19 protein-coding genes are annotated in these 22,320 nt (G+C 66.9%); 13 read left to right on the top strand and 6 right to left on the bottom strand.

The genetic code is table 11. The annotated features are described in order from the left end of the window. The first annotated feature begins 95 nt into the window (after positions 1-95). The 4 genes from DU475_RS01950 (at position 96) to DU475_RS01935 (ending at position 4,314) form a co-directional block, all read left to right on the top strand. Positions 96-1,046, top strand: a complete 951-nt coding sequence (locus DU475_RS01950) for a LysR family transcriptional regulator (protein WP_013503462.1) — start codon at positions 96-98, stop codon at positions 1,044-1,046. 72 nt (positions 1,047-1,118) lie between these two features. Continuing rightward, the gene (locus DU475_RS01945) at positions 1,119-2,369 is read left to right on the top strand and encodes a Zn-dependent hydrolase (protein WP_164630371.1); all 1,251 of its coding nucleotides are present in this window, start codon (positions 1,119-1,121) and stop codon (positions 2,367-2,369) included. Between the two features lie 40 nt (positions 2,370-2,409). Then, complete coding sequence (locus DU475_RS01940) at positions 2,410-3,324, top strand: NAD(P)-dependent oxidoreductase (RefSeq protein ID WP_164630368.1); 915 nt, start codon at positions 2,410-2,412, stop codon at positions 3,322-3,324. A gap of 144 nt (positions 3,325-3,468) precedes the next feature. Beyond that, positions 3,469-4,314 carry a hypothetical protein gene (locus DU475_RS01935; RefSeq protein WP_164630367.1) on the top strand — a complete coding sequence of 282 codons (846 nt, stop codon included), beginning with the start codon at positions 3,469-3,471 and terminating at the stop codon, positions 4,312-4,314. A gap of 32 nt (positions 4,315-4,346) precedes the next feature. Here the strand turns inward: DU475_RS01935 and DU475_RS01930 are convergent, their stop codons facing one another. Beyond that, positions 4,347-5,426: a tartrate dehydrogenase gene (locus tag DU475_RS01930; protein ID WP_164630365.1), complete on the bottom strand. Its 1,080-nt coding sequence runs from the start codon at positions 5,424-5,426 to the stop codon at positions 4,347-4,349. Positions 5,427-5,619: 193 nt separating this feature from the next. On the opposite strand from DU475_RS01930, the gene DU475_RS01925 reads away from it, so the two are divergent. From DU475_RS01925 to DU475_RS01915, 3 genes are all read left to right on the top strand, one after another. Next, positions 5,620-6,870 (top strand): ABC transporter substrate-binding protein, encoded by a 1,251-nt coding sequence (locus DU475_RS01925; protein ID WP_013503467.1) that lies wholly within the window; start codon positions 5,620-5,622, stop codon positions 6,868-6,870. Between the two features lie 162 nt (positions 6,871-7,032). Then, complete coding sequence (locus DU475_RS01920; protein ID WP_047307760.1) at positions 7,033-7,812, top strand: SDR family oxidoreductase; 780 nt, start codon at positions 7,033-7,035, stop codon at positions 7,810-7,812. A 194-nt stretch (positions 7,813-8,006) separates the two neighbouring features. After that, positions 8,007-9,383: a GH1 family beta-glucosidase gene (locus DU475_RS01915; protein WP_013503469.1), complete on the top strand. Its 1,377-nt coding sequence runs from the start codon at positions 8,007-8,009 to the stop codon at positions 9,381-9,383. Between the two features lie 15 nt (positions 9,384-9,398). On the opposite strand, the gene DU475_RS01910 is transcribed toward DU475_RS01915, so the two are convergent. Further along, a complete protein-coding gene (locus DU475_RS01910) occupies positions 9,399-10,511 on the bottom strand; it encodes an SbmA/BacA-like family transporter (protein WP_013503470.1) in 1,113 nt (370 codons plus the stop codon). A 138-nt stretch (positions 10,512-10,649) separates the two neighbouring features. On the opposite strand from DU475_RS01910, the gene DU475_RS01905 reads away from it, so the two are divergent. The 3 genes from DU475_RS01905 to DU475_RS01895 all read left to right on the top strand — a co-directional run bounded on the left by DU475_RS01905 (position 10,650) and on the right by DU475_RS01895 (position 14,468). Then, entirely contained in the window at positions 10,650-12,083 is a 1,434-nt protein-coding gene (locus DU475_RS01905; RefSeq protein WP_164630363.1) for an amidase, read from the top strand. 147 nt (positions 12,084-12,230) lie between these two features. Further along, complete coding sequence (locus tag DU475_RS01900; protein WP_164630362.1) at positions 12,231-13,454, top strand: bifunctional alpha/beta hydrolase/OsmC family protein; 1,224 nt, start codon at positions 12,231-12,233, stop codon at positions 13,452-13,454. 51 nt (positions 13,455-13,505) lie between these two features. Beyond that, a complete protein-coding gene (locus tag DU475_RS01895) occupies positions 13,506-14,468 on the top strand; it encodes a fatty acid desaturase family protein (protein WP_164630360.1) in 963 nt (320 codons plus the stop codon). A gap of 451 nt (positions 14,469-14,919) precedes the next feature. On the opposite strand, the gene DU475_RS01890 is transcribed toward DU475_RS01895, so the two are convergent. Together DU475_RS01890 and paaZ are read right to left on the bottom strand one after the other, a co-directional pair. Then, complete coding sequence (locus DU475_RS01890) at positions 14,920-15,657, bottom strand: hypothetical protein (RefSeq protein ID WP_164630358.1); 738 nt, start codon at positions 15,655-15,657, stop codon at positions 14,920-14,922. A gap of 228 nt (positions 15,658-15,885) precedes the next feature. After that, the gene (gene paaZ / locus DU475_RS01885; protein ID WP_164630356.1) at positions 15,886-17,925 is read right to left on the bottom strand and encodes a phenylacetic acid degradation bifunctional protein PaaZ; all 2,040 of its coding nucleotides are present in this window, start codon (positions 17,923-17,925) and stop codon (positions 15,886-15,888) included. Between the two features lie 150 nt (positions 17,926-18,075). Here paaZ and paaG point away from each other — a divergent pair, with 150 nt between their 5' ends. The 3 genes from paaG to paaK are packed head-to-tail and all read left to right on the top strand — an operon-like array spanning position 18,076 to position 20,662. Next, the gene (gene paaG / locus DU475_RS01880; RefSeq protein WP_164630354.1) at positions 18,076-18,861 is read left to right on the top strand and encodes a 2-(1,2-epoxy-1,2-dihydrophenyl)acetyl-CoA isomerase PaaG; all 786 of its coding nucleotides are present in this window, start codon (positions 18,076-18,078) and stop codon (positions 18,859-18,861) included. Positions 18,862-18,914: 53 nt separating this feature from the next. Further along, on the top strand, positions 18,915-19,316 hold the full coding sequence (paaI, locus tag DU475_RS01875) for a hydroxyphenylacetyl-CoA thioesterase PaaI (RefSeq protein ID WP_205524178.1): 402 nt from the start codon (positions 18,915-18,917) through the stop codon (positions 19,314-19,316). A 14-nt stretch (positions 19,317-19,330) separates the two neighbouring features. Then, positions 19,331-20,662, top strand: a complete 1,332-nt coding sequence (gene paaK, locus DU475_RS01870; protein ID WP_047307738.1) for a phenylacetate--CoA ligase PaaK — start codon at positions 19,331-19,333, stop codon at positions 20,660-20,662. A gap of 6 nt (positions 20,663-20,668) precedes the next feature. On the opposite strand, the gene alkB is transcribed toward paaK, so the two are convergent. Together alkB and DU475_RS01860 are read right to left on the bottom strand one after the other, a co-directional pair. Further along, entirely contained in the window at positions 20,669-21,319 is a 651-nt protein-coding gene (gene alkB, locus DU475_RS01865) for a DNA oxidative demethylase AlkB (RefSeq protein ID WP_205524173.1), read from the bottom strand. Beyond that, entirely contained in the window at positions 21,319-22,236 is a 918-nt protein-coding gene (locus DU475_RS01860) for a LysR family transcriptional regulator (RefSeq protein WP_164630348.1), read from the bottom strand. The genes alkB and DU475_RS01860 overlap by 1 nt, the downstream gene beginning before the upstream one ends. Positions 22,237-22,320: the final 84 nt, after the last annotated feature.

The following is a 22,320-nucleotide window of genomic DNA, read 5'->3' as shown; positions in this document are numbered from 1 at the left end:
CTCGACAGCACTGGAGCCGAAGCCTAGTATAATGTCTAATCTTTGTTTCTGATCAGAAACAATAAACTTGTCTTATCGACCAAAGGAGTCGACCGATGGTGGACTTCAAAGCGCTCGAAACTTTCATCTGGGTGGTGACACTCGGCAGCTTCCGCGGCGCCGCCCAGAAGCTCAACACCACTCAGCCGGCGATCTCGCAGCGGATTGCGCAACTGGAGCGTGAGCTCGGGGTGCGGCTGCTGCAGCGCGACCATCGCGTCGCCTCGCCGACGCCGAGCGGCCGGCAGTTGATGCTGTATGCCGAAAAGCTGATCCGGCTGCGGACCGAGATGATGGCGGCGGTGAGCGATCAGTCGAGTATGCGCGGCGTGCTGCGGCTCGGCGTCGCCGAAACCATCGTCCACACCTGGCTGCCGCGGCTGATCGAGCAGGTAAACCGGGTCTATCCCAATCTGTCGCTGGAAATTGAAGTCGACATCACGCCCAACCTGCGCGCGCGGCTGCTGGCACAGGAGATCGAACTGGCGTTCCTGCTCGGCCCGATGACGGCGTCGACGGTGCGCAGCCGGGTGCTGTGCGAATATCCGATCGGCTTCCTCGCCAGCCCGTCGCTCGGACTCGGCGACGGCCCGCTGACGGTGGCGGATCTGGCGAAGTTTCCGATCATCACCTTCCCGCGCAAGACGCAGCCCTACGAGATCGTGCGCTCGCTGTTCAACAAGCCGGAGCTGCCGCCGATCCGCCTGCATGCGTCGGCGTCGCTCGGCACCGTAATCCATATGGCGATCGAAGGCCTCGGCATCGCGGTGATCCCGACCGCGATCGTCGAGAACGAGCTCACGGAGGGCCGGCTGCATTTGCTGCAGACCGACCTGAAGATCTCGCCGCTGCGGTTTTCCGCGAGCTGGCTCGCCTCGCCCGACACCGTGGCGATCGAGCGCGTCGCCGAACTCGCCGCCGAGATCGCCCATACCGGCGGCTTCATGCCCGATCCCGCAATGCAGCTCCGCGATATTGCCCACGTGGTTGAACCGGCGATTGGTTGACGCCCGCGCGACCGCCTTGACAAACTCTCGCCCGACCTCGTGCCGTTCACGCTGTTTCTTTCCGGAGTGACTATGACCAAGACCGCCTCGAACCTGCAGATCGATTCCTCGCGGCTGTGGGACACCATCCTCACCACCGCGCAGTTCGGCGGCACGCCGAAGGGCGGCGTCAGGCGGTTGACGCTGTCGGCGGAAGACAAGCAGGTGCGCGACTGGTTCCGCCAGGCGTGCGAACAGGCGGGCCTCGAAGTCGGGATCGATACGCTCGGCAACATGTTCGCGCTGCGCAAGGGCCGCGACATGACCAAGCCGCCGATCGGGCTCGGCTCGCATCTCGATACCCAGCCGACCGGCGGCAAATTCGACGGCATCCTCGGCACGCTGGCCGCGCTCGAAGTGATCCGCACCCTGAACGATGCCGGCATCGAAACCGAGCTGCCGCTGTGCATCACCAACTGGACCAATGAGGAAGGCTCGCGCTTCGCCCCGGCGATGATGGGCTCGGCCGCATTCGTCGGCGACTTCACGGTAGACGACGTGCTGTCGCGCAAAGACGCTGCCGGAATCAGCGTCGCCGAAGCGCTCGACGGCATCGGCTATCGTGGTGACCGGCCGGTCGGCACCCAGCCGTTCTCCGGCTTCATCGAGCTGCACATCGAGCAGGGCCCGATCCTGGAAGCCGAAGGCAAGACCATCGGCGTGGTCGAGCACGGCCAGGGCGTGCTGTGGTACGACGGCAAGATCACCGGCTTCGAGAGCCACGCCGGATCGACCCCGATGCACCTGCGCCGCGACGCGCTGGCGACGCTGGCGGAGATCGTGCTGGCGGTCGAGAAGATCGCCACCGAGCTCGGTCCCAACGCCGTCGGCACCGTCGGCGAAGCGGTGATCGCCTCGCCGTCGCGCAACGTCATCCCCGGCGAGATCGCCTTCAACATCGACATGCGCAGCGCCGATGCCGCGATCCTTGAACAGCTCGATCAGCGGCTGCACGCCGCAGTCGCCGAGATCACGCCGCGCCGCAAGGTCGAAGTCACGCTCGATCTGGTCTGGCGCAAGGAGCCGACCCATTTCGATCAGAAGCTGGTCGGGGCGGTCGAGACCGCAGCCGGCGCGCTCGGCTATTCGAACCGCCGGATCACCTCCGGGGCCGGTCACGACGCATGCAACCTGAACGCCAGAATTCCGACGGCGATGATCTTCGTGCCGTGCAAGGACGGCATCAGCCATAACGAGCTGGAAGACGCCACCCAGCCCGACTGCGCCGCCGGCGCCAACGTGCTGCTGCACACCGTGCTGTCGCTCGCCGGCGTCGCCAAGTAGTCGCCGGATGACGGCCACTCTAGTTCTGGGGGAGATCACGATGCACGCGGTGTTCGTCGACGCCAGCGATACGCTCGCCGAATTGATGGAGCGGCTGGCGGCGCCGGACGATCCGCCGGTGATGATTCACCGCGATCCGGACGTGACGCCGGAGCAGTTGCCCGAGGTGCTGGCCGGCGCCGAGATCGCGCTGATCGACCACACCTACCTGCCGACCGAGATCGCGCGGCAATGCGCCGGGCTGAAGCACGTCGTTTTTCTGGGCACCGGCGCGCGCAGCTACATGAACGTCGAAGAGCTCGCCGAGTTGGGGATCGAAGTTCACCTGATCCGCGGCTATGGCGACACCGCGGTGGCCGAAGCCACGATCGCGCTGATGTGGGCGGCGGCGCGCAATCTCGCGGTGATGGACCGCGAGATGCGGCAAGGCCAGTGGCTGCGCGAAGACGGGATGCAGCTCACCGGCAAGACCCTCGGCCTGATCGGCTTCGGCGGCATCGGAGCCGAGGTCGCGCGGATCGCGCACGGCTCGGGCATGGATGTGATCGCCTGGAACCGATCAGCCAGGCAGGTCCCCGGCGTTCGCTTCGTCGATCTCGACACGCTCCTTCAGGACAGCCACATCGTGTCGATGCATCTGCTGCTGAGCGACGACACCCGCGGCTTTCTGTCGAAGGATCGGATCGCCGCGATGCGGCCGGGCGCGATCCTGGTCAACACCGCGCGCGGCGCGCTGGTGGACGAGGCGGCGATGATCGACGCGCTGCGCTCCGGCCATCTGCGCCACGCCGCGCTCGACGTCTTCGACATCGAGCCTCTGCCGATCGGTCATCCCCTCACTACGCTGGCCAACGTGACGCTGTCGGCACACTCGGCGTTCCGCACTCCGGAAGCGAGCGAGAACCTGATCGCGGCCGCCCGAGCACATTGCCGGCGGATCGCGGCCAACGGCTGATCCGCTCGCGGGCGGCAATTAATTACCATCGTTACCGGGCATCCGCCGCAATCATCGGACGCCCGACGACGCCGGCCTGATCCGAATCAACAGCGCGTGAACCAAGCCTGTGCGATACTTCGCGAATCGCACGGAGACATTCCCATGAAGGATTGGTATGCGGTCTTCGCCCTGGCGCTGGTGATCATTATCGGCTCTGCCGCCGGCCTCGCCGGCACGATCGCCTTCCTGCTGGCGTTCTTCGTCACGTGGTATCTGCTGTCGGCGCGTGAGGTCGGGTTCGCCCGTGCCGGCGCCGCCTTCGCGTTCCGGATCGATCCGCCGCTGTGGACGCGCAGCAACTGGCGCTGGCTGGAGCGGCTGTTCGACGACAGCGACAAGCTGCTGAAGGCGGCAGCGACCGCGATGATCGTGATGGCCGGCACGCTGATGATCGGCGCCCCGACCACCTTGCTCGTGGCCGTGCTGATCGCCGCCTACTACGCCTTCAGCATCCACCGGGATCGCACCGATCCGCCGCCGCGCGCCGTCCGGATCCACGATGCCGGTGCCGACGTCGCAGCGCACGCGGCCTCGAGCACCCCGGCTCCGCCGCCGAACAAGACGCCGCAGAGTTCGGCGGTGCTGGCGCCCACGCTGGCGCCCGTCCCGCCCGCAACCGAGGCTGCGCCTCTCCTGCTGCGGCCGGTCACCCGCATCGTGCCGCCCAAGCCGCGCGAGATCGCCAAGCCGCGGCGGTCGCAGAACCAGCGGCCGCTCGCCCGTGGCGCCGCCCGCAAGGTCGCCGGCAAGCGCGCGCCGCGCAAACCGGGCCGCATCCCGGCGCGGCCGCTTGCGCAGCTGCCGAGTCGGAAGCCCGGCTACGCGATCGCGCTCAAGCCGCGACGACCGCTGCGCCAGCCGCCGCCGCTGCGGCAACGGCGGCGGGTGCGCAAGCCGATGCCCCTGGTGATCCGCGCCAGCGCAGCGGACCTGTCACCGGTCCGCTGACATCTGGCGCGGCGCGATCCGCGGTCCGCCGCTTACTCGACCATCTCGGCCACGCCTTTGCCGCAGGCCGAGGTGTCGGCCTGACCACCGAGATCGCGGGTGCGGAGCGTGCGCTCCTCCAAGGTGCGTTCGATCGCCTTCACGATCGACTCCGCCGCCTGCTTCTCGCCGAGGTGCTCCAGCATCATCGCGCCCGACCAGATCATCCCGATCGGATTGGCGATGCCCTGGCCGGCGATGTCCGGCGCCGAGCCGTGCACCGGCTCGAACACGCTCGGGAAATCGCCTTCCGGATTGATGTTGCCCGATGGCGCGATGCCGATCGTGCCGGTGCAGGCCGGGCCGAGGTCCGACAGGATGTCGCCGAACAGATTGGAGCCGACCACGACGTCGAACCAGTCGGGATGCAGCACGAAATGCGCGGTCAGGATGTCGATGTGGTACTTGTCCCACTTCACGTCCGGATAGCTCTTCGCCATCGCTTCGACGCGCTCGTCCCAATACGGCATGGTGATCGAGATGCCGTTCGACTTGGTCGCCGAGGTGAGGTGCCGCTTCGGCCGCGACTGGGCGAGCTCGAACGCGAACTTCAGGATCCGATCGACCCCGGTCCGCGTCATCACCGTCTGCTGGGTGACGAATTCGCGCTCGGTGTCCGGGAACATACGGCCGCCGACCGACGAGTATTCGCCCTCGGTGTTCTCGCGCACCACCCAGAAATCGATGTCGCCGGGCTTGCGGCCGGCGAGCGGCGACGGCACGCCGGGCATCAGCCGCACGGGGCGCAGGTTGACGTACTGATCGAACTCGCGGCGAAACTTGATCAGCGAACCCCACAGCGAAATGTGATCCGGGATCTTGGCCGGCCAACCGACCGCGCCGAAGAAAATCGCGTCATGCCCGCCGATTTTCTCCTTCCAATCGTCCGGCATCATCTGACCGTGCTTCTCGTAATAGTCGTAGCTGGCAAAGTCGAAATGGTCGAACACCAGCTCGACCCGATGCTTCTTGGCCGCCGCTTCGAGAACGCGAAGCCCTTCCGGCATCACCTCTTTGCCAATGCCGTCTCCCGGAATCACTGCAATTCGATATTCGTCGTTCTTCTGGTTCAATTCGTCTCTCCGGTGTCCCGCATACGTCGTCGCGGCCTCATCTGAACCAAAACAGCGCCGTTGTTCAACGCTGCGCCGCACATAGCGGAGCCGCACCGACGCTTGCCTGCGGAAAATCCCGCGCTACACTTTCAACGGCCGATCAAACAGGCCGCCTGCCGACCATCGGACAACGGCAAAAAGAGGAAACGCCATGTCGCCAACCTCCTGGAGCGTTCGTTCGTGGCCGGTGCGTGCTGTGGTCGCGATTGCCGCGCTCGGCCTAGGTGCTCCGTCCGCACTCGCAGCGGGCCAGATCAAGATCGGCGTGATCGCCGAGGCACAGGCGATCGTCGGCGCTTCGATTCCGCAGGCCGCCCGGCTCGCCGCGGAGGAGATCAACGCCAACGGCGGAATCGACGGCCGCAAGATCGAGATCGTCGGCTACGACAACCACTCCTCTGCGGCCGACTCGGTGCGCGCCTTCCAGCGTGCGGTCAAAGACGACAAGGTCAAGGTGGTGATCGCCAGCTACAATTCGGAAGTGGTTCTGGCCTTGATGCCGTGGGCGTCTCGCTTGAAGACGCCGTTCGTCACCCCGGGCGCGTCGTCCAACGAGATCAGCAAGGCGGTACACAACGATTACGAAACCCACAAATACACTTTCCAAGGCTATCTCACCTCCGGCAAGCTCGCCCAGTCGGTATGCGATGCCGCCAAGGATCTGTTGGTCGACGCCCGAAAGATGAAGAGCGCGGTGATCATGAGCGAGGACGCCGCCTGGACCCAACCTCTCGACGTCGGTTACCAGGAGTGCCTGCCGAAAGTCGGCCTGCAGGTGCTGGATCACATTCGGTTCTCCCTCGACACCACCGATTTCGCCCCGATCTTCAGCAAGATCGAGGGATCGAAGCCTGACGTGATCATCACCGGGATTTCCCATGTCGGCGTGCAGCCGACGGTGCAGTGGAAAAACCAGCAGGTGCCGATTCCGATGTTCGGGATCGCGTCCCAGGCCACCAACGAGACGTTCGGCGGTGACACCGACAACGCGTCCGAAGGAGTGCTGTATCAAGGCGTGTCGGGCCCGGGCGTCGCCGTAACGCCGAAATCGGTACCGTTCGCCGAAAATTTCAAGAGGAAGTACGGCAACTATCCGTCCTTTGCCGGCTATACGGCCTACGACCAAGTCTACTACATCGCCGAAGCGGTCAAACGCGCGGGCTCCACCGATGCCGACAAGCTGATCGAAGCGCTGGAGGAAACCGATTACGAGGGCACGATCGGTCGCGTCCAGTTCTACGGCAAGGACGAGCCGTTCACCCATGGCCTCCGGTACGGCAAGGGCCTGCTCACCGGCCTGATGCTGCAGTGGCAGGGCGGCAAGCAGATCGCGGTGTGGCCGCCCGATGTGGCCAAGGCCGAGATCAAGTTCCCCGCCTTCATCAAGGCCGCGGCGAACTGAGCGCGTGCCGCGATTGCGAAACGCGACGCAGCGACCAACGCGCGGCGTTCACTTTCCGGCATCGTTCGGATAGACGCCCATCCCGCTTTGCCGCGGAGGCGAGCCAACGCTATCTCTAACCACGGTGTCCGGCCGAACCGGACCATGCCGAAGAGGCTCTCGATGGACCTGCATCTGCGCGGCAAGCGCGTCCTCATCACCGGCGCGTCGAAAGGCATCGGCGCCGCAGCAGCCGAAGCCTTCGCCGAGGAAGGCTGCCATCTGCGGCTCGCCGCCCGCAACCAGGATGCGCTGGAAGCCCTCGCCGCACGGCTGCGCGACCAGTACGGCGTCGGCGTCGCGGTGCATGCAACCGATCTCCGCGACAGAGCCGATCTGGCGCAGCTTGCCGCGCAGGCGGCCGACATCGACATTCTGATCAACAATGCCGGCGACATTCCGCGCGGCACGATCGACGCAATCGACGAAGCGGCCTGGCGCCACGCCTGGGATCTGAAAGTGTTCGGTTTCATCGATCTGACCCGGCTGGTGTATGCGCAGATGAAGACGCGCGGCGGCGGGGTCATCATCAACGACATCGGCGCGGCAGGCGAACGGCTCGACGCCGGATACATCTGCGGTTCCGCCGGCAACGCCGCGCTGATGGCCTTCACCCGCACGCTCGGCGGCCGCAGTCTGGCCGACAACATCCGCGTGGTCGGCATCAATCCCGGCCCGGTCGGCACCGACCGCTATCTCGGCCGCATGCGCGGCCGCGCCAAGGCCGAACTCGGCGACGAGAATCGCTACATCGAACTGCAGAAAAATCTCCCGCTCGGCCGCCCGGCCTCGCCGCGCGAGATCGCCGACATGATGGCCTATCTCGCATCCGACCGCTCCGGCTACACCACCGGCGCGATCTTCACGGTCGACGGCGGCCTCAGCGCCGGTTGGCCGGGCTGACATCCCGTTGCGCCGACACCGCGCCGGCCGCAACGCTGCCATGACGACGCCGTGCCGGTCCGCCACTTTCCGCCGGCCGGCACGGCAACACGCCGTCAACCGAACCGGCGCACAACGTCGCGGTTTGATTCAACGCAAGCGCCCCCCAAGGCAGCGCGGCGTATCAAACGACACCTGCAATCGGAGAATTCGCCATGGCCTCGTCGTCCATCCCTTCCGCCACCGAGCCGATGCCAGGCCTGCCGGCGCTGTCGAACGTCGGCCGGGACTTCGTCTGGGGCGTGTCGACGGCGAGCTTCCAGATCGAGGGCGCGGTCAACGAGGACGGCCGCGGCCAGAGCATCTGGGACGTGTACTGCCGCGCCGGTTATGTCGCCAACAACGACACCGGCGACGTGGCCTGCGATCACTATCATCGCTACCAGGAAGACGTCGCGCTGATGAAGACGCTCGGACTTCAGGCGTACCGTTTCTCGATCGCCTGGCCGCGGGTGTTTCCGCAAGGCACGGGCCCCGTCAACGAGCCCGGCCTCGCATTCTACGACCGATTGATCGACGCACTCGAGGCAGCGGGCATCGAGCCGTGGATCTGCCTTTATCACTGGGATCTGCCGCAGGCGCTGGAAGAGCGCGGCGGTTGGCTCAACCGCGACTGCGTCGAATGGTTCGCCGACTACGCCCGCGTGATCGGCAACCGCTACGGCAGCCGCGTGAAGCGCTTCGCCACCTTCAACGAACCCGGCATATTCAGCCTGTTCAGCCGCTCGTTCGGCGCGCGCGACCGCAGCGCCGACGACAAGCTGCATCGCTGGATTCATCACGTCAATCTCGCGCACGGCGCCGCCGTCGATGCGCTGCGCGAGACGGTGCCGGACGCACAGATCGGATTGGTCACCAACTATCAGCCGGTGTATCCGTCGAGCGACCGCCCCGAAGACGTCGCCGAAGCCAAGCTGATCGGCGACTACTGGAACCGCGCTTTCGCCGATCCGCAATATCGCGGCGAATATCCCGATCTGATCCGCGACGCCATCAAGCCGTACATCCTGCCCGGCGACATGGCACGCATCCACCGGCCGCTCGACTGGTTCGGGCTGAATCACTACAGCCCCGTCTATATCAACTCCGATCCGAAGGCGATCGTCGGGCTCGGCTGGGGTCCGAAGCCCGAGGGCATTGCGCGCTCACCGATCGACTGGACGATCGAACCCGATGCGTTCCGGGATACGTTGATCGAGGTCAGCCGCCGCTACGGCAAGCCGGTTTACGTGACCGAGAACGGCTACGGCAGCAACGTCGAGAAGCCGGACGACAACGGCGACGTGATCGATCCCGGCCGCATCGGCTTCCTGCGCGACTACATCACCGCGCTCGACCAGGCGATCGCCGCCGGTGCCGACGTGCGCGGCTACATGGTCTGGTCGCTGCTCGACAATTTCGAGTGGGAGCAAGGCTACAGGGTGCGCTTCGGCCTCGTCTATGTGGACTATCCGACGCTGCGCCGGATTCCGAAGGCGTCGTTCAAATGGTTCGCCGACGTGATCAGGCACGCCCGCGGCGTCACCGCCTGAAGCAACGAGTGGCGCTCAGGTCGGCGCCAATTCTCGGGACGAATCGGCCGGCTCCGCAGCATTGCGGTCCGGCATCTGGTCGATCGCCGCCAGCAGCGCGGCGACTCGGTTGGCGGACGAACGCCAATCCGCCAGCCGCTGATAATTGTCGACCAGCCAATTCACCGCACCCTGCACGGTGACGAACGCCGCGGCGCTCTGCGTCACCTCGCCGAGCGTCATCGCCCCGGACAGATACTTCGGAAAGCAGAGAAAATACGCCGCGACAGGCGCGAACAGGAAGTTGCTGTGCGACACCAGCGTCATGTCGACGAGCTGCCAGCACAGGTCGCGCCACGACCGCAGCACCGCCTGGAGCCGTAGCGCCAGCTTCATCATCCATGCCTGCTCGTCGGCTTCGCTGGCGGGACGTCCGCCGCGCATCACCTCGGCCGCGGCCCGGAATTCCGCCTCGTTCTGATTGCGCCGCTCGCTGATGCTGGTCATGCGCCGGCCGAACCACAGCATCAGCGCCGTCATGATGCTGGAATAGCCGATCACGCCGACCACCAGGTAACCGGGAATCTCGGCGTGGATACCGAGCACGTCCACATTGATGCTGCCGCCGACGCTCCACAGCACGCTGAAGAAGGTCAACGCCGTCAGCACCGAGGACAGGAACGCCAGGATCAGGTCGACCGGGGAGTCGGTGGCGATCCGGACGTCTTCGGCGAGGCGATATTCCGGATTCTCCGCGCCGTGATCTGTACCATCGATTGGGACATTGTGGTCCTTCCGCGACCAGCGCTCGAGGATTTCAAAGGTCATCGACTCGCGCCATTTGCGCTGACCGGTCATGCGCCCCCACACCGAGGTCGCAGCGACCACCACGCTGGTGGCGGCGAGCATCACGAACACGCCGGTCTGCGTCCACAGCGCGCCGGCATCACGGCGCTCGAGGGCATCGAAGAAATGTCGATTCCACAAATTGAGATAAAACTGAACCAGCAGTTGCGCCAGCACCACACCGATCAGCACCGCGATCAGGCCGGTGACCCGCGGCTTGCCGCTCAGCCAGAATCTGCGCGACAACAGCCAGAACCCGGACAGGTTGTGGCCGTTGGAGTCGTTATGTGAGAAGAGTCCCATGACGCGATATAAGGCCCGGACCGACTGGTTGTGAAGCGGTCCGGGGTACCCATTGCGTCTAGTCTTGGTATCCGGTCCAAAAGCGCAGACGGTGATGTACTGATACCGCCGGCGCGATCAACTCAGGGGAGTTACAGGGTGGCGGCAGATCAGGCGCTGGTAAAGGAAACCGCTTGTGCAGTGGTGGGCAAGCTCAAGTCCGGCGAGGTGACGCCGATCGAGGTGCTCGACGTGCTGGAAGCGCGGATCGCCGAAGTCGACGGCGCCGTCAACGCCCTGCCCACGCTGTGTTTCGACCGCGCCCGCGGCCACGCCGCCGAGTTGATGAAGAAGCCGCCGGCCGAGCGCGGCGTGCTGGCCGGGCTGCCGGTGCCGATCAAGGATCTCACCGCGGTCGCCGGCGTGCTCACCACCCAGGGCTCGCCGATCTTCAAGGACGTCGTCCCGGCCCGCTCCGACCTGATGGTCGAACATCTCGAAGCCAATGGCGGCGTGGTCTACGCCAAGTCGAACACGCCGGAGTTCGGCGCCGGCGCCAACACCTTCAACGAGGTGTTCGGAGCGACGCGCAACCCGTGGGACTTGTCGCGATCCGCGGCCGGCTCGTCCGGCGGCGCCGCGGCGGCGCTCGCGTCGGGCACCGCATGGCTGGCCCACGGCTCGGACATGGGAGGTTCGCTGCGCAATCCGGCGAGCTTCTGCGGCATCGTCGGCCTGCGGCCGAGCTTCGGCCGGGTCGCGCATACGCCGGTGGCGAAGATCGATCGTAATCTCGGGGTTCAGGGCCCGATGGCCCGCAACGTCGAGGACGTCGCGCTGCTGCTCGATGCGATGAGCGGCGAATACGCCGCCGACCCGCTGTCGATCCCCTCGCCCGCGACCTCGTTCCTCAGCGCGGCGCGGTCGCGGCGGAAGCCGCTGCGCGTCGCCTACTCGCCCGATCTCGGCATTACCCCGGTCGATCCGGAGGTCGCCGCGATCACCGCCAAGGCCGCCGAGCGCTTCGCCGAAGCCGGCGTGATCGTCGAACAGGCGCAGCCGGACCTGTCGGAGGCGCACGAGTGCTTCCAGGCGCTGCGCGCGTTCGATTTCGCGATCAGCAAGGCCGACCTGCTGCGCACCAAGCGCGACCTGCTCAAGCCGGAAGTGATCTGGAACATCGAGCAGGGCCTGAAGCTCAGCGTCGACGATCTCGCCAGGGCCGAAGCGCAGCGGGTGGCGATGACGGCGCGCACCCTCGCGTTCTTCCAGACCTACGACCTGTTGCTGTGCCCGGCGACGATCACCGCGGCGTTCCCAGTCGAGCAGCGCTACCTCGCCGAATGCAACGGCCACACTTTCGGCAACTACGTCGAATGGCTCGGCATCGCCTATGCGATCACGCTGGTGTGCTGCCCGGCGCTGTCGCTGCCGTGCGGCTTCACCTCCGCGGGGCTGCCGATCGGTCTGCAGATGGTGGCGAAGCCGCGCAACGAGGCCGGCCTGCTCGCCGGCGCCGCGCTGCTCGAGGACATTCTCGGCCTGAAGGGCACCACCCCGATCGACCCGCGTCCGGCGCCGGCGAGCCTGTAAAGACCGCCCGATCCCTGGGCATCGCCGCAGATCGGCCGCGAGCATCGGCTATTCGGCATTCGGAGCGACCGCGGGTCGTTGCGCGGGTCCGTCGGGCGCCGCGCAGCGAGTCCTGAACAATAACGTCCGAGCGAGGGGAGTCTGCCGATGCGCACCGAACGTTTCCAGTTTCCAGGCAGCGGCGGGCATCAGCTCGCGGCGGCGCTCGATCTGCCGGATGCGCAGCCGCTCGCCTATGCGCTGTTCGCGCATTGCTTCACCTGCAGCAAAGACAATCTCGCGGCGCGGCGGATTTCGGCGGCGCTGGCGGCGCGCGGCATCGCGGTGTTGCGGTTCGACTTCACCGGGCTCGGCGCCAGCGAGGGCGAATTCGCCAACGCGACGTTCTCGTCCAACGTCGCCGATCTGGTTCTGGCAGCCGATCATCTGCGCGCGGCGCATCGGGCGCCGTCGCTGCTGATCGGCCACAGCCTCGGCGGCGCCGCCGTGCTGGCGGCCGCGGCACAAATCCCTGAAGCGAGGGCGATCGCCACCATCGCGGCGCCGTCCGATCCGTCGCACGTCACCGGGTTGTTCGCCGATCGTGTCGCGGCGATCCGCAGCGAAGGCAGCGTCGAAGTTTCGCTCGCCGGACGCCCCTTCACCATCAAGCGCGCGTTTCGCGACGACATCGCGGAGCACAATCTGATGGCCGAGATCGGCAAGCTGCACAGAGCGCTGCTGATCCTGCACGCGCCGACCGACGACACCGTCGGCGTCGACAACGCCACCAAGATCTTCCTGGCGGCGAAGCATCCGAAGAGCTTCGTCTCGCTCGATCACGCCGACCATCTGTTGAGCGATCGCCGTGACGCGACCTATGCGGCGAGCGTGATCGCCGCCTGGGCGCAGCGCTACATCGATGCCGATCCGCCGGCCCCGACCGCGGGCGCGCCGGAAGTGCCGCGCCTCATCACCGTGCAGGAGACCGGCGACGGCAAGTTCCAGCAGCAGCTCAGCGTCGGACCGCATCGGCTGCTGGCCGATGAACCCGCCAGCGTCGGCGGTCGCGACAGCGGTCCGGGGCCCTATGACCTGCTGCTGTCCGCGCTTGGCGCCTGCACCTCGATGACGATGCGGCTCTATGCCGAACGCAAGGCGCTGCCGCTCGATCGCGTCACGGTGACGCTCAGCCACGCCAAGATCCACGCCGAGGATTGCGCCGAATGCGAGTCCAAGATCGGCCTGCTCGACCGCATCGAGCGGGTGATCGGCATCGAAGGTGACCTCTCCGCCGAGCAGCGCGCCAAGCTGATCGAGATCGCCGACAAATGCCCGGTGCATCGCACCCTCACCTCCGAAGTCAGCATCGTCACGCGCAGCGCCGATTGACGCTGCCGGCCGCTTCCCCGACACTGCCGAAAACAAATCAGGGAGGCGGCGATGCCGGCAGTGGCGCGGATCGATCCGAAGACCATCTTCACGGCCGACGAATGGGCGCGGCTGACGCATCGTAGCTCGGCGCGCGGCCTGTGGCTGGTGGCGCATGCATGGGGAACGATCGCTCTCGCCGTCGCGCTGGTGACGATCTGGCCGAACCCGCTGACCTGGCTGATAGCGGTGATGATCGTCGGCACGCGGCAGCTCGGCCTCGCCATCCTGATGCACGAGGCGGCGCATGGCGGGCTGCATCGCAATCCGAAGCTCAACGAGGCGATCGGGCAATGGCTGTGCGCGGTGCCGGTCGGCGCCGATCTGCCGGCGTATCGGCGCTATCATCTGCAGCATCACAAATACACCCAGCAGCCCGAAGATCCCGACCTGGTGCTGTCGGCGCCGTTCCCGATCAGCAAGGACAGCTTCGCCCGCAAGGCGATCCGCGATCTTACCGGACAGACCTTCGTCAAACAGCGGCTGCCGGCGCTGAAGGCGCTGTTCGCGCCGGCGGACAGCGGCGCGCCGAAGCACGACAGTTTCGTTGCCAGCGGCAAGGCGCGCACCCAGCGCTTCCTCGCCGCCAATGCTGTGCTGCTGGCGCTGTTCTGGCTGGCAGGCGCAGGCATCTGGTTCGTCGGCGTCTGGCTGGTGGCGATGGCGACTTGGCTGCCACTGGTGACGCGGGTGCGCAACATCGCCGAACACGCCTGCACCTCGACAGGCACTGATCCGTTCAGCCAGGCCCGCACCACGCTGGCCAATCCCCTGGAGCGGGCGCTGATCGCGCCATATTGGGTCAACTACCACGCCGAACATCATCTGTTCATGTACCTGCCCTGCTACAATCTTCCCGAAGCGCACCGGCTGCTGCGCGACAAGGGCCTGATCGACCGCGTCACCGTGGCGCCGTCTTATCCCGACGTGCTGAAGCTGGCGACAACGCGGCCGCGCGCGGTGGCGGCGGAGTAGCTGGCGCGGCGGTGCGGCTCACGGCATCGGCAGGCGCCGCAGATAAGCCTGCGTGTAGCACCGCTCAACCGTCATCCTGATGTACGCGCCGCAGGCGCGCCTCGAAGGATGCGGACACACTCGCGGCCCATGCTTCGAGGCTCGCGGCGGTCGCTCCTCAGCATGAGGCTGGGCGTATCGATCGCGATGTCAAACAGCTATGCTATCGCGGTCTCGCGGCGCCGACGGCGTCCGAGTTGTACGCCCGTCGCTATCCCAGCGAGAGGCTGGGGCGCGCTGCGCGGCGCAAACTTGGTGGTTGAGCGCCGAAGCAACTAGGGGCTCCGGGTTCGCGAGCTGGCGCTCGCGCCCCGGAGCGACAACTACGTCGTGACTTGCGACGTGGCAACGCTGCTGGTTGGGACCGATCATCTCTCGGTCGCGCGACGAGGCGGCGCCGGTGGCCGGCGCGTCAGCGCAGGCGGAGGCCGATGGTGTAGGACGGCCGCTGCGCGGCTTCGCGCTGGCTTCGGATCAGGCGCAGATCGTCGTCGAGGTAGATATTCTCCATCATCGGCTTGGCCTGGAACGACTTCGCCAGCCGCTTCGCCGACGCTGCGTCGAGGCCGCTGAGGTCGGGAGTGCCGAGGGGGGCGTTCGCGGTGTCGGAGCGATCGATTTTCTGTGCCAGCACCGCATCGAACCAGGCCTCGGCGTCGTCGATGCTGAGGCCCTTGTCGCGCCGGCCGCGCGCCACCTCGATGCCGATATTCTCGATCAGCCACCGCCCGCCTGTGACCTCGAACCGCTGCACCAGCATCAAATTGCAGGCGAGGCCGAGCGGCGTCAGCCGGTGCAGCAGCGCGTTCTGATGCCCCGGCGCATGGTGCGCGACGTTGGCGTAGAAACCCCGGTCACGGAATATCTGATAGGATTGCGAGGGAATCCGGCCCGGCAGCGCATGATGAAACGGGATGGTCGACCACACCGGCGTCCACACCCCGATCACCGCCGCGACCTGATCCTCGGCGCGCGGATAGGGATTGCGCCGCGTCAGCTCGTCGATACAGGGCGCGAGCGTGCCGTCCAGCAGGGCCAGCTTTTCGCTCAGCCGCTTGTCGTCCTGGCCTTCGACCAGTTGCAGCAGCCGGGTCTTGAGCGCCTGCGTACTCAGCATCGAGAGATCGGCGCCGCTCACCTTGTCCAGCATCGGCAGGTTCTCCGGTGGTGATCGAACCTCGCGCCTCCCCTTCGGATTGAGCTATCTATCCGAGGCCTGCCGCCGCGGCGGCCGAGAACACCAAGGCCGCCGTGCTACCAATCGTCGTTCGATCATGGCGACTGGCGCCACCTCAACCGCCGCCGCCGCCGCAAGGTTCCTGTTTTGAAACCGGTATAATAAGCGGGCCTGTGCCGGACACGATACAGTACGGCGATGCTACGCCGCCGGCCGCGCGCTCATCGTCAAGAGATCGTAGCGCGCCACCGGCTCGTTGTTCTGGTTGACGACCTCGACGTCCCAGCGCACCTCGCCGTATTCCGGCCGCCGCGCCGGCGATTTCTGCTTCACCGTCAGCTTCACCTTGATGATATCGTCGGGCGAGACGGGTTTCAGGAAGCGCAGATTGTCGAGGCCGTAATTCGCCAGCAGCGGGCCCGGCGCCGGATCGACGAACAGGCCGGCGGCGAACGCCAGGATCAGATAGCCGTGGGCGACGCGGCCGGGGAAGAACGGGTTCGCCTTCGCCGCCGCTTCGTCCATGTGGGCGTAGAAGGTGTCGCCGGTGAAGTGCGCGAAGTGCTCGATGTCGTCCAGCGTGATCGGCCGGCTCGCGGTCTCGATGCTCTGGCCGATTTCGAGCTCGTTGAAATTCAGCTTGAACGGATGCACCTCGGCGGCCGGCGCCGGCGCGCCGCGGCTCCAGGTGCCGGTGAGTGCCGCCAGCCGCCGCGGCGACGCCTGGATCGCGGTGCGCTGCATGTAGTGATACACGCTACGCAGGCCGCCGAGTTCTTCGCCGCCACCGGCGCGGCCCGGACCGCCGTGCAGCAGCGCCGGCAGCGGCGTGCCGTGGCCGGTGGATTCCGCGGCATCGTCGCGATCGACGATCAAGAGCCGGCCGTGGAACGGCGCCAGACCGAGGATCATCTGCTCGGCGACCGCGTCGTCATAAGTAAACAGCGACGCCACCAGGCTGCCCTCGGCGCGGCGGACCAACTCGATCGCCTGGTCGACATCGTCATAGGCCAGCACGGTGGCGACCGGGCCGAACGCCTCGGTGGCGTGAACGTGCTTGGCTTGCATCGGATCGCGCGCGCGGAGCAGCACCGGCGCGATGTACGCGCCGGCCTCGACATCGATGCCGTCGCCGGCGCAGGCGTTGGGATCGCCGAACATGATCTCGGCTTCGCCCTGCAGCGTCGCGATCGCAGCGCGCACCGCCTCGCGCTGGCCGCGACTGACCAAGGGGCCCATGGCCTTGTCGTCGCTGCGCGGATCGCCGAGCCTGACCTCGGCGAGCTTGGCTTTCAGCGCCTCGATCACCGCAGCCTCCAGCGCGCGTGGCACCAGCACGCGGCGGATCGCGGTGCATTTCTGCCCGGCCTTGGCGGTCATCTCGCGCACGATCTCACGGACGAACAAATCGAACTCCGGCGCGTCCGGCGTGACGTCCGGTCCGAGGATCGCGGCGTTGAGCGAGTCGCGTTCGGCGATGAAGCGGATGGCGTGGCGGGCGACGTTGGGATGCGCCTGCAGCTTCTCGGAGGTTTCCAGCGAGCCGGTGAAAGCGATCACGTCCTGACCGCTCAGGTGATCGAACAGATCGCCGGTGCCGCCGCAGATCAGTTGCAGCGCGCCTTGCGGCAGCAGCTTGGACTCGTCGATCAGCTTCACCAGCGCTTCGGCGACGTAGGCGGTCGCGGTCGCCGGCTTGGCGATCACCGGCACCCCGGCCAGCAGTGCCGGCGCCAGCTTTTCCAGGAGGCCCCAACACGGGAAGTTGAAGGCGTTGATGTGCACCGCGACGCCGCGGCGCGGCGTGAGGATGTGCTGGCCGACGAAACTGCCGCGCTTGCTCAGCCCCTCGACTTCGCCCTCGGTGATGAACGGCGTGTCCGGCAGTTCGCGGCGGCCACGCGAGGCGAACGCCGCCAGCGTCACCAGGCCGCCGTCGATATCGATGGCGTTGTCGCGGCGGTTGGCGCCGGTGTCGGCGGCGAGCGCGTAAAGCTGCTCCTTGCGCTCGGTCAGGTAAGCACCGAGCGCTTTCAACATGTCGGCGCGCTGGTGAAACGACTGCTTGCGCAGGTTCGGCCCGCCGACGTTGCGGGCGTGATCGACCATCGCCTTGACGTCCAGCCCCGCACTGGAGGTGCGCGCCACCGCGCGGCCGTCGATCGCGCTGGCGATCTCGACCAGGCCGCTCTCCGGCGTCACCCAGCGGTCGCAGGCGAGGCTTTGCAGGGTGATGGTCATGGCGTCCTCCCGATGGCGGCCCGCGGTTCGCGGCGCGGTTTGACGTCCACGCCGGCCGTTGACACGATGTTGGCTTGGGCTAATAATTGACTGACCGATCGTTCAATTCAAGAGGCTTTTGAAAAGCCCGATACGGTGAGGGAGAGAGACGTGGACGAGGTCCTGATCGACGATCGGGGAGCGTGGCGCGTGATCACGCTGAACCGGCCGGACCGGCTGAATTCGTTCAACGCGGCGATGCACGGCGCGCTGGCTACAGCGCTCGACGCGGCGTGCGATCCGGCCTGCCGCGCGGTGCTGCTGACCGGCGCCGGGCGCGGCTTCTGCGCCGGGCAGGATCTCGCCGACGTCGCGGTGACGGACGGCGCTGCGCCCGATCTCGGCGTCACCATCGACGAGTTCTACAATCCGCTGGTGCGGCGCATCCGCGCGCTGGACAAGCCGGTGGTGTGCGCGGTCAACGGCATCGCGGCCGGCGCCGGCGCCAATATCGCGCTTAGCTGCGACATCGTGCTGGCGGCGCGCTCGACCAAGTTCATCCAGTCGTTCGCCAAAATCGGGCTGGTGCCGGATTCCGGCGGCACCTGGTTTCTGCCGCGGCTGATCGGCGACGCCCGCGCCCGGGCTCTGGCGATGCTGGCCGAACCGATCGGCGCCGAGACCGCCGCGGACTGGGGCTTGATCTGGCGGGCGGTCGACGACGATCAGCTCCGCACCGAAGCCGAAAAGCTCACCGCGCATCTCGCCACCCAGCCGACGCAGGGGCTGGCGCTGATCAAGCAGGCGCTCGCGGCGGCGGCCACCAACACGCTCGACGCCCAGCTCGATCTCGAACGCGACCTGCAACGGAAGGCCGGCCGCACGCCGGACTATGCCGAAGGCGTCGACGCCTTCATCGCCAAGCGCGCACCGAACTTCACCGGGAGGGCGTCGTGACCGTGCAGGACGAGCTGTCTCCCGACGAACTGGCGCGGGCCTGCGCCGACGCGATGTGGGCCAACGATCACGCCAGCAAGGGGCTCGGCATGGAGATCGTCGAGATCGGCGCCGGCTTCGCCACGCTGGCGATGACGGTGACCACCGAGATGGTCAACGGCCACGGCATCGCCCATGGCGGCTTCATCTTCACGCTGGCGGACAGCGCCTTCGCCTATGCCTGCAATTCCTACAACGACTCGACCGTCGCGGCGCAGGGCGCGATCAGCTTCATCCGCCCCGGCAAGCTCGGCGCCCGGCTGGTGGCGAGCGCGCGCGAAGTCTCACGATCCGGCCGCAGCGGCATCTACGACGTCCGCGTTACTTCGGGATCGATGGTGATCGCCGAATTCCGCGGCCATTCGCGCGCGATCGGCGGCGAGCTGGTGCCGCCGCAACAACCAGAGCAACGTTGAGGGAGGAGACGGCGATGGCCGCGACCGTGCACCAGATCAAGCCCGGCACTTACAATCCCGAACTCGACGACGCCGAGCGCGCCTCGCGCGACGAAATCGTCGCGCTGCAGACCAAGCGGCTGGCGTGGTCGCTGAAGCACGCCTACGACAACGTCGCGCATTACAAGGCCGCGTTCGACGCCAAGGGCGTGCATCCGTCGGACTTCCGCCAGCTCTCCGATCTGTCGAAGTTTCCGTTCACGGTGAAGACCGATCTCCGCGACAACTACCCGTTCGCAATGTTAGCGGTGCCGCGCGAACATCTTGTGCGGGTCCACGCCTCGTCCGGCACCACCGGCAAGCCGATCGTGGTCGGCTACACCGCGAACGACATCGACACCTGGGCGACCGTGATGGCGCGGTCGCTGCGCGCCGCCGGGGCGCGGCGCGGCATGATCATCCATAATTCCTACGGTTACGGCCTGTTCACCGGCGGGCTCGGCGCGCATTACGGCGGCGAGAAGCTCGGCTGCACCGTAGTCCCGGTCTCCGGTGGCATGACCGAGCGGCAGGTGCAGCTGATCAACGACTTCCGGCCCGATATCATCACCGTGACGCCGAGCTACATGCTGGCGATCCTCGACGAGTTCAAGCGCCAGGGCCTCGACCCGCGGGCGTCCTCGCTGAAATACGGCGTGTTCGGCGCCGAGCCCTGGACCAACGCGATGCGCGCCGAGATCGAGCAGGCGTTCGACATGGACGCCACCGACATCTACGGCCTGTCGGAAGTGATCGGCCCCGGCGTCGCTCAGGAATGCGTCGAGACCAAGGACGGCCTGCACATCTGGGAGGATCATTTCTATCCGGAAGTGATCGATCCGGAGACCGGCGAGGTGCTGCCCGACGGCGAGAAGGGCGAACTGGTGTTCACCTCGCTCACCAAGGAAGCCTTCCCGGTCGTCCGCTATCGCACCCGCGACCTGACGCGCCTGCTGCCCGGCACCGCGCGGCCGGGGATGCGGCGGATGGAGAAGATCACCGGCCGCTCCGACGACATGATCATCCTGCGCGGCGTCAACGTGTTTCCGACCCAGATCGAGGAAGTGCTGCTCGCCACCGACTGGTGCGGCGGGCACTTCATCATCGAGCTGACCCGCGAGGGCCGGATGGACGAGATGACGGTGCTGGCCGAGGCGCGGCCCGAGAGCTGGGACGGCGCCGGGTTGGTACCGCACGCCGAACGCGTCGCCGCCTACATCAAGAACACCATAGGGATTTCGACCACGATCAAAGTCGTGCCGCCCGACACGCTGGAGCGCTCGCTCGGCAAGGCCCGGCGGGTGTTCGACAAGCGGCCGAAGGGTTGAGCGCGCTTACAGCGCCTTGCGGAAAGTGAGATTGATCCTCTGCCGGCCGAGCAGCGGATGCTCACCGTCCTTCAGCGTCAGCACGCCATGATACACCAGCCGCGACGGCCCGCCCCACACCAGCACGTCCCCGTGCCGCAATTGGTAGTTCCTCGGCTTGTCGCGGCGGTTCATTGCGCCGAACTGGAAGGTCGCCGGCAGGCCGAGCGACACCGACACGATCGGTGCCGAGAAGTCGGCCTCGTCCTTGTCCTGGTGCAGCGCCATCCTGGCGCCGGGGACATAGCGGTTGATCAGGCAGGCGTCGGGATCGAAGCCGGCAAAGCCGGCCTCGGCGGCGGCGCGCTGCGCCAGATCGCGCAGCACCGCGGGCATCTCCGGCCACGGCGCCGCGCTGTCCGGATCGGTCGGCGAATAGCGATAGCCGCGGCGGTCGGTGACCCAGCCGGCACTGCCGCAGCTCGTCATTGCCACGCTCATGGTGTGGCCGCCCGGCGTCATCATGTGGCGGAACGGCGCGCGGGTGACGACGCCGTCGATCGCCGCGAGCAAGTCATGCTCGGTCTCGCGGGCAAAGCCGCGCAGCAGCGCAGCGCCGAGCGCGATGTCCTCGCGGCGCGGCAGCGGCAGATCGAGACTGTCGAACAGATCCGCCATCACGCGCTGCTCCCCTTCACATTGCCGCCGAACTGCCAGTCCGCCGTCTCCACCGCAAGATCGATGAAGGCGCGCACCTTGGCGGAGAGCAGCCGTGCGGTCGGATACACCATCGCGATCGGCAGCGGCGGCACCTCGTAGTCGGCGAGCACGATCTGCAGCCTCCCCGCCGCGATCGCGTCGGCGGCCTGATAGGCCAGTACGCGCGCGAGGCCGCCGCCGCGCTCGGCATGCAGAATCGCGACATCGGCGACGTTGCTGACGAGGCGCGGCGCGCACGGCACCCGGACGTCACGGCCCTCGACGATGAAGCGCCAATCCACCGGCGCGCCGCTCTGGCCGAAATGCACGACGTCGTGGGCCGCGATCTCGGCCGGGGTCGCTGGCACGCCGCGCGCCGCCAGATAGTCCGGCGACGCCACCACGATCCGCCGCATCGCGCCGAGTTGCCGCGCCACCAGACTGGAATCCGACAGATGCCCGATCCGGACCGCGCAATCGACGCCGTCCTCGACCAGATTGATCATCAGGTCCGACAGCCGCAACTCGCCGGTCACCTCCGGATAGCGCCACAGATAATCCGACAGCAGCGGCGCCACATAGCGCCGGCCGAAGCCGACCGGCGCCGACACCACCAGCCGGCCGGACGGCGTGACCCGCGCGGCCGCAGCCGACGCGTCGGCCTCTTCGAGATCGGCGAGAATCCGCCGCACCCGCTCCAGATAGCGCGCGCCGGTGTCGGTGAGAGCCACCGAGCGCGTGGTTCGCTGCAGCAGCCGGGTGCCGAGCCGTTGTTCCAGCGTCGCGACCAGCCGGGTCACCGCCGACGGCGACATCCCGAGCTTGCGCGCCGCGGGCGCAAAACCCTGCAGCTCGGCGACGGCGACGAAGGCGCTCATGGTGTCGAGACGATCCATAGCACTATTTCAAATCACGCAACAATGAAGTGTCAAATCAACTGATTGTTCTGCACGGAGGAAGGGACGATCTGTCGGGAAGCC

Origin of the sequence: Rhodopseudomonas sp. WA056 (genome assembly GCF_010906995.1) — a bacterium.
In the GTDB taxonomy this organism is placed as follows: Bacteria; Pseudomonadota; Alphaproteobacteria; order Rhizobiales; family Xanthobacteraceae; genus Rhodopseudomonas; species Rhodopseudomonas palustris_G.
This window is presented reverse-complemented; position numbering and strand designations above follow the sequence as displayed.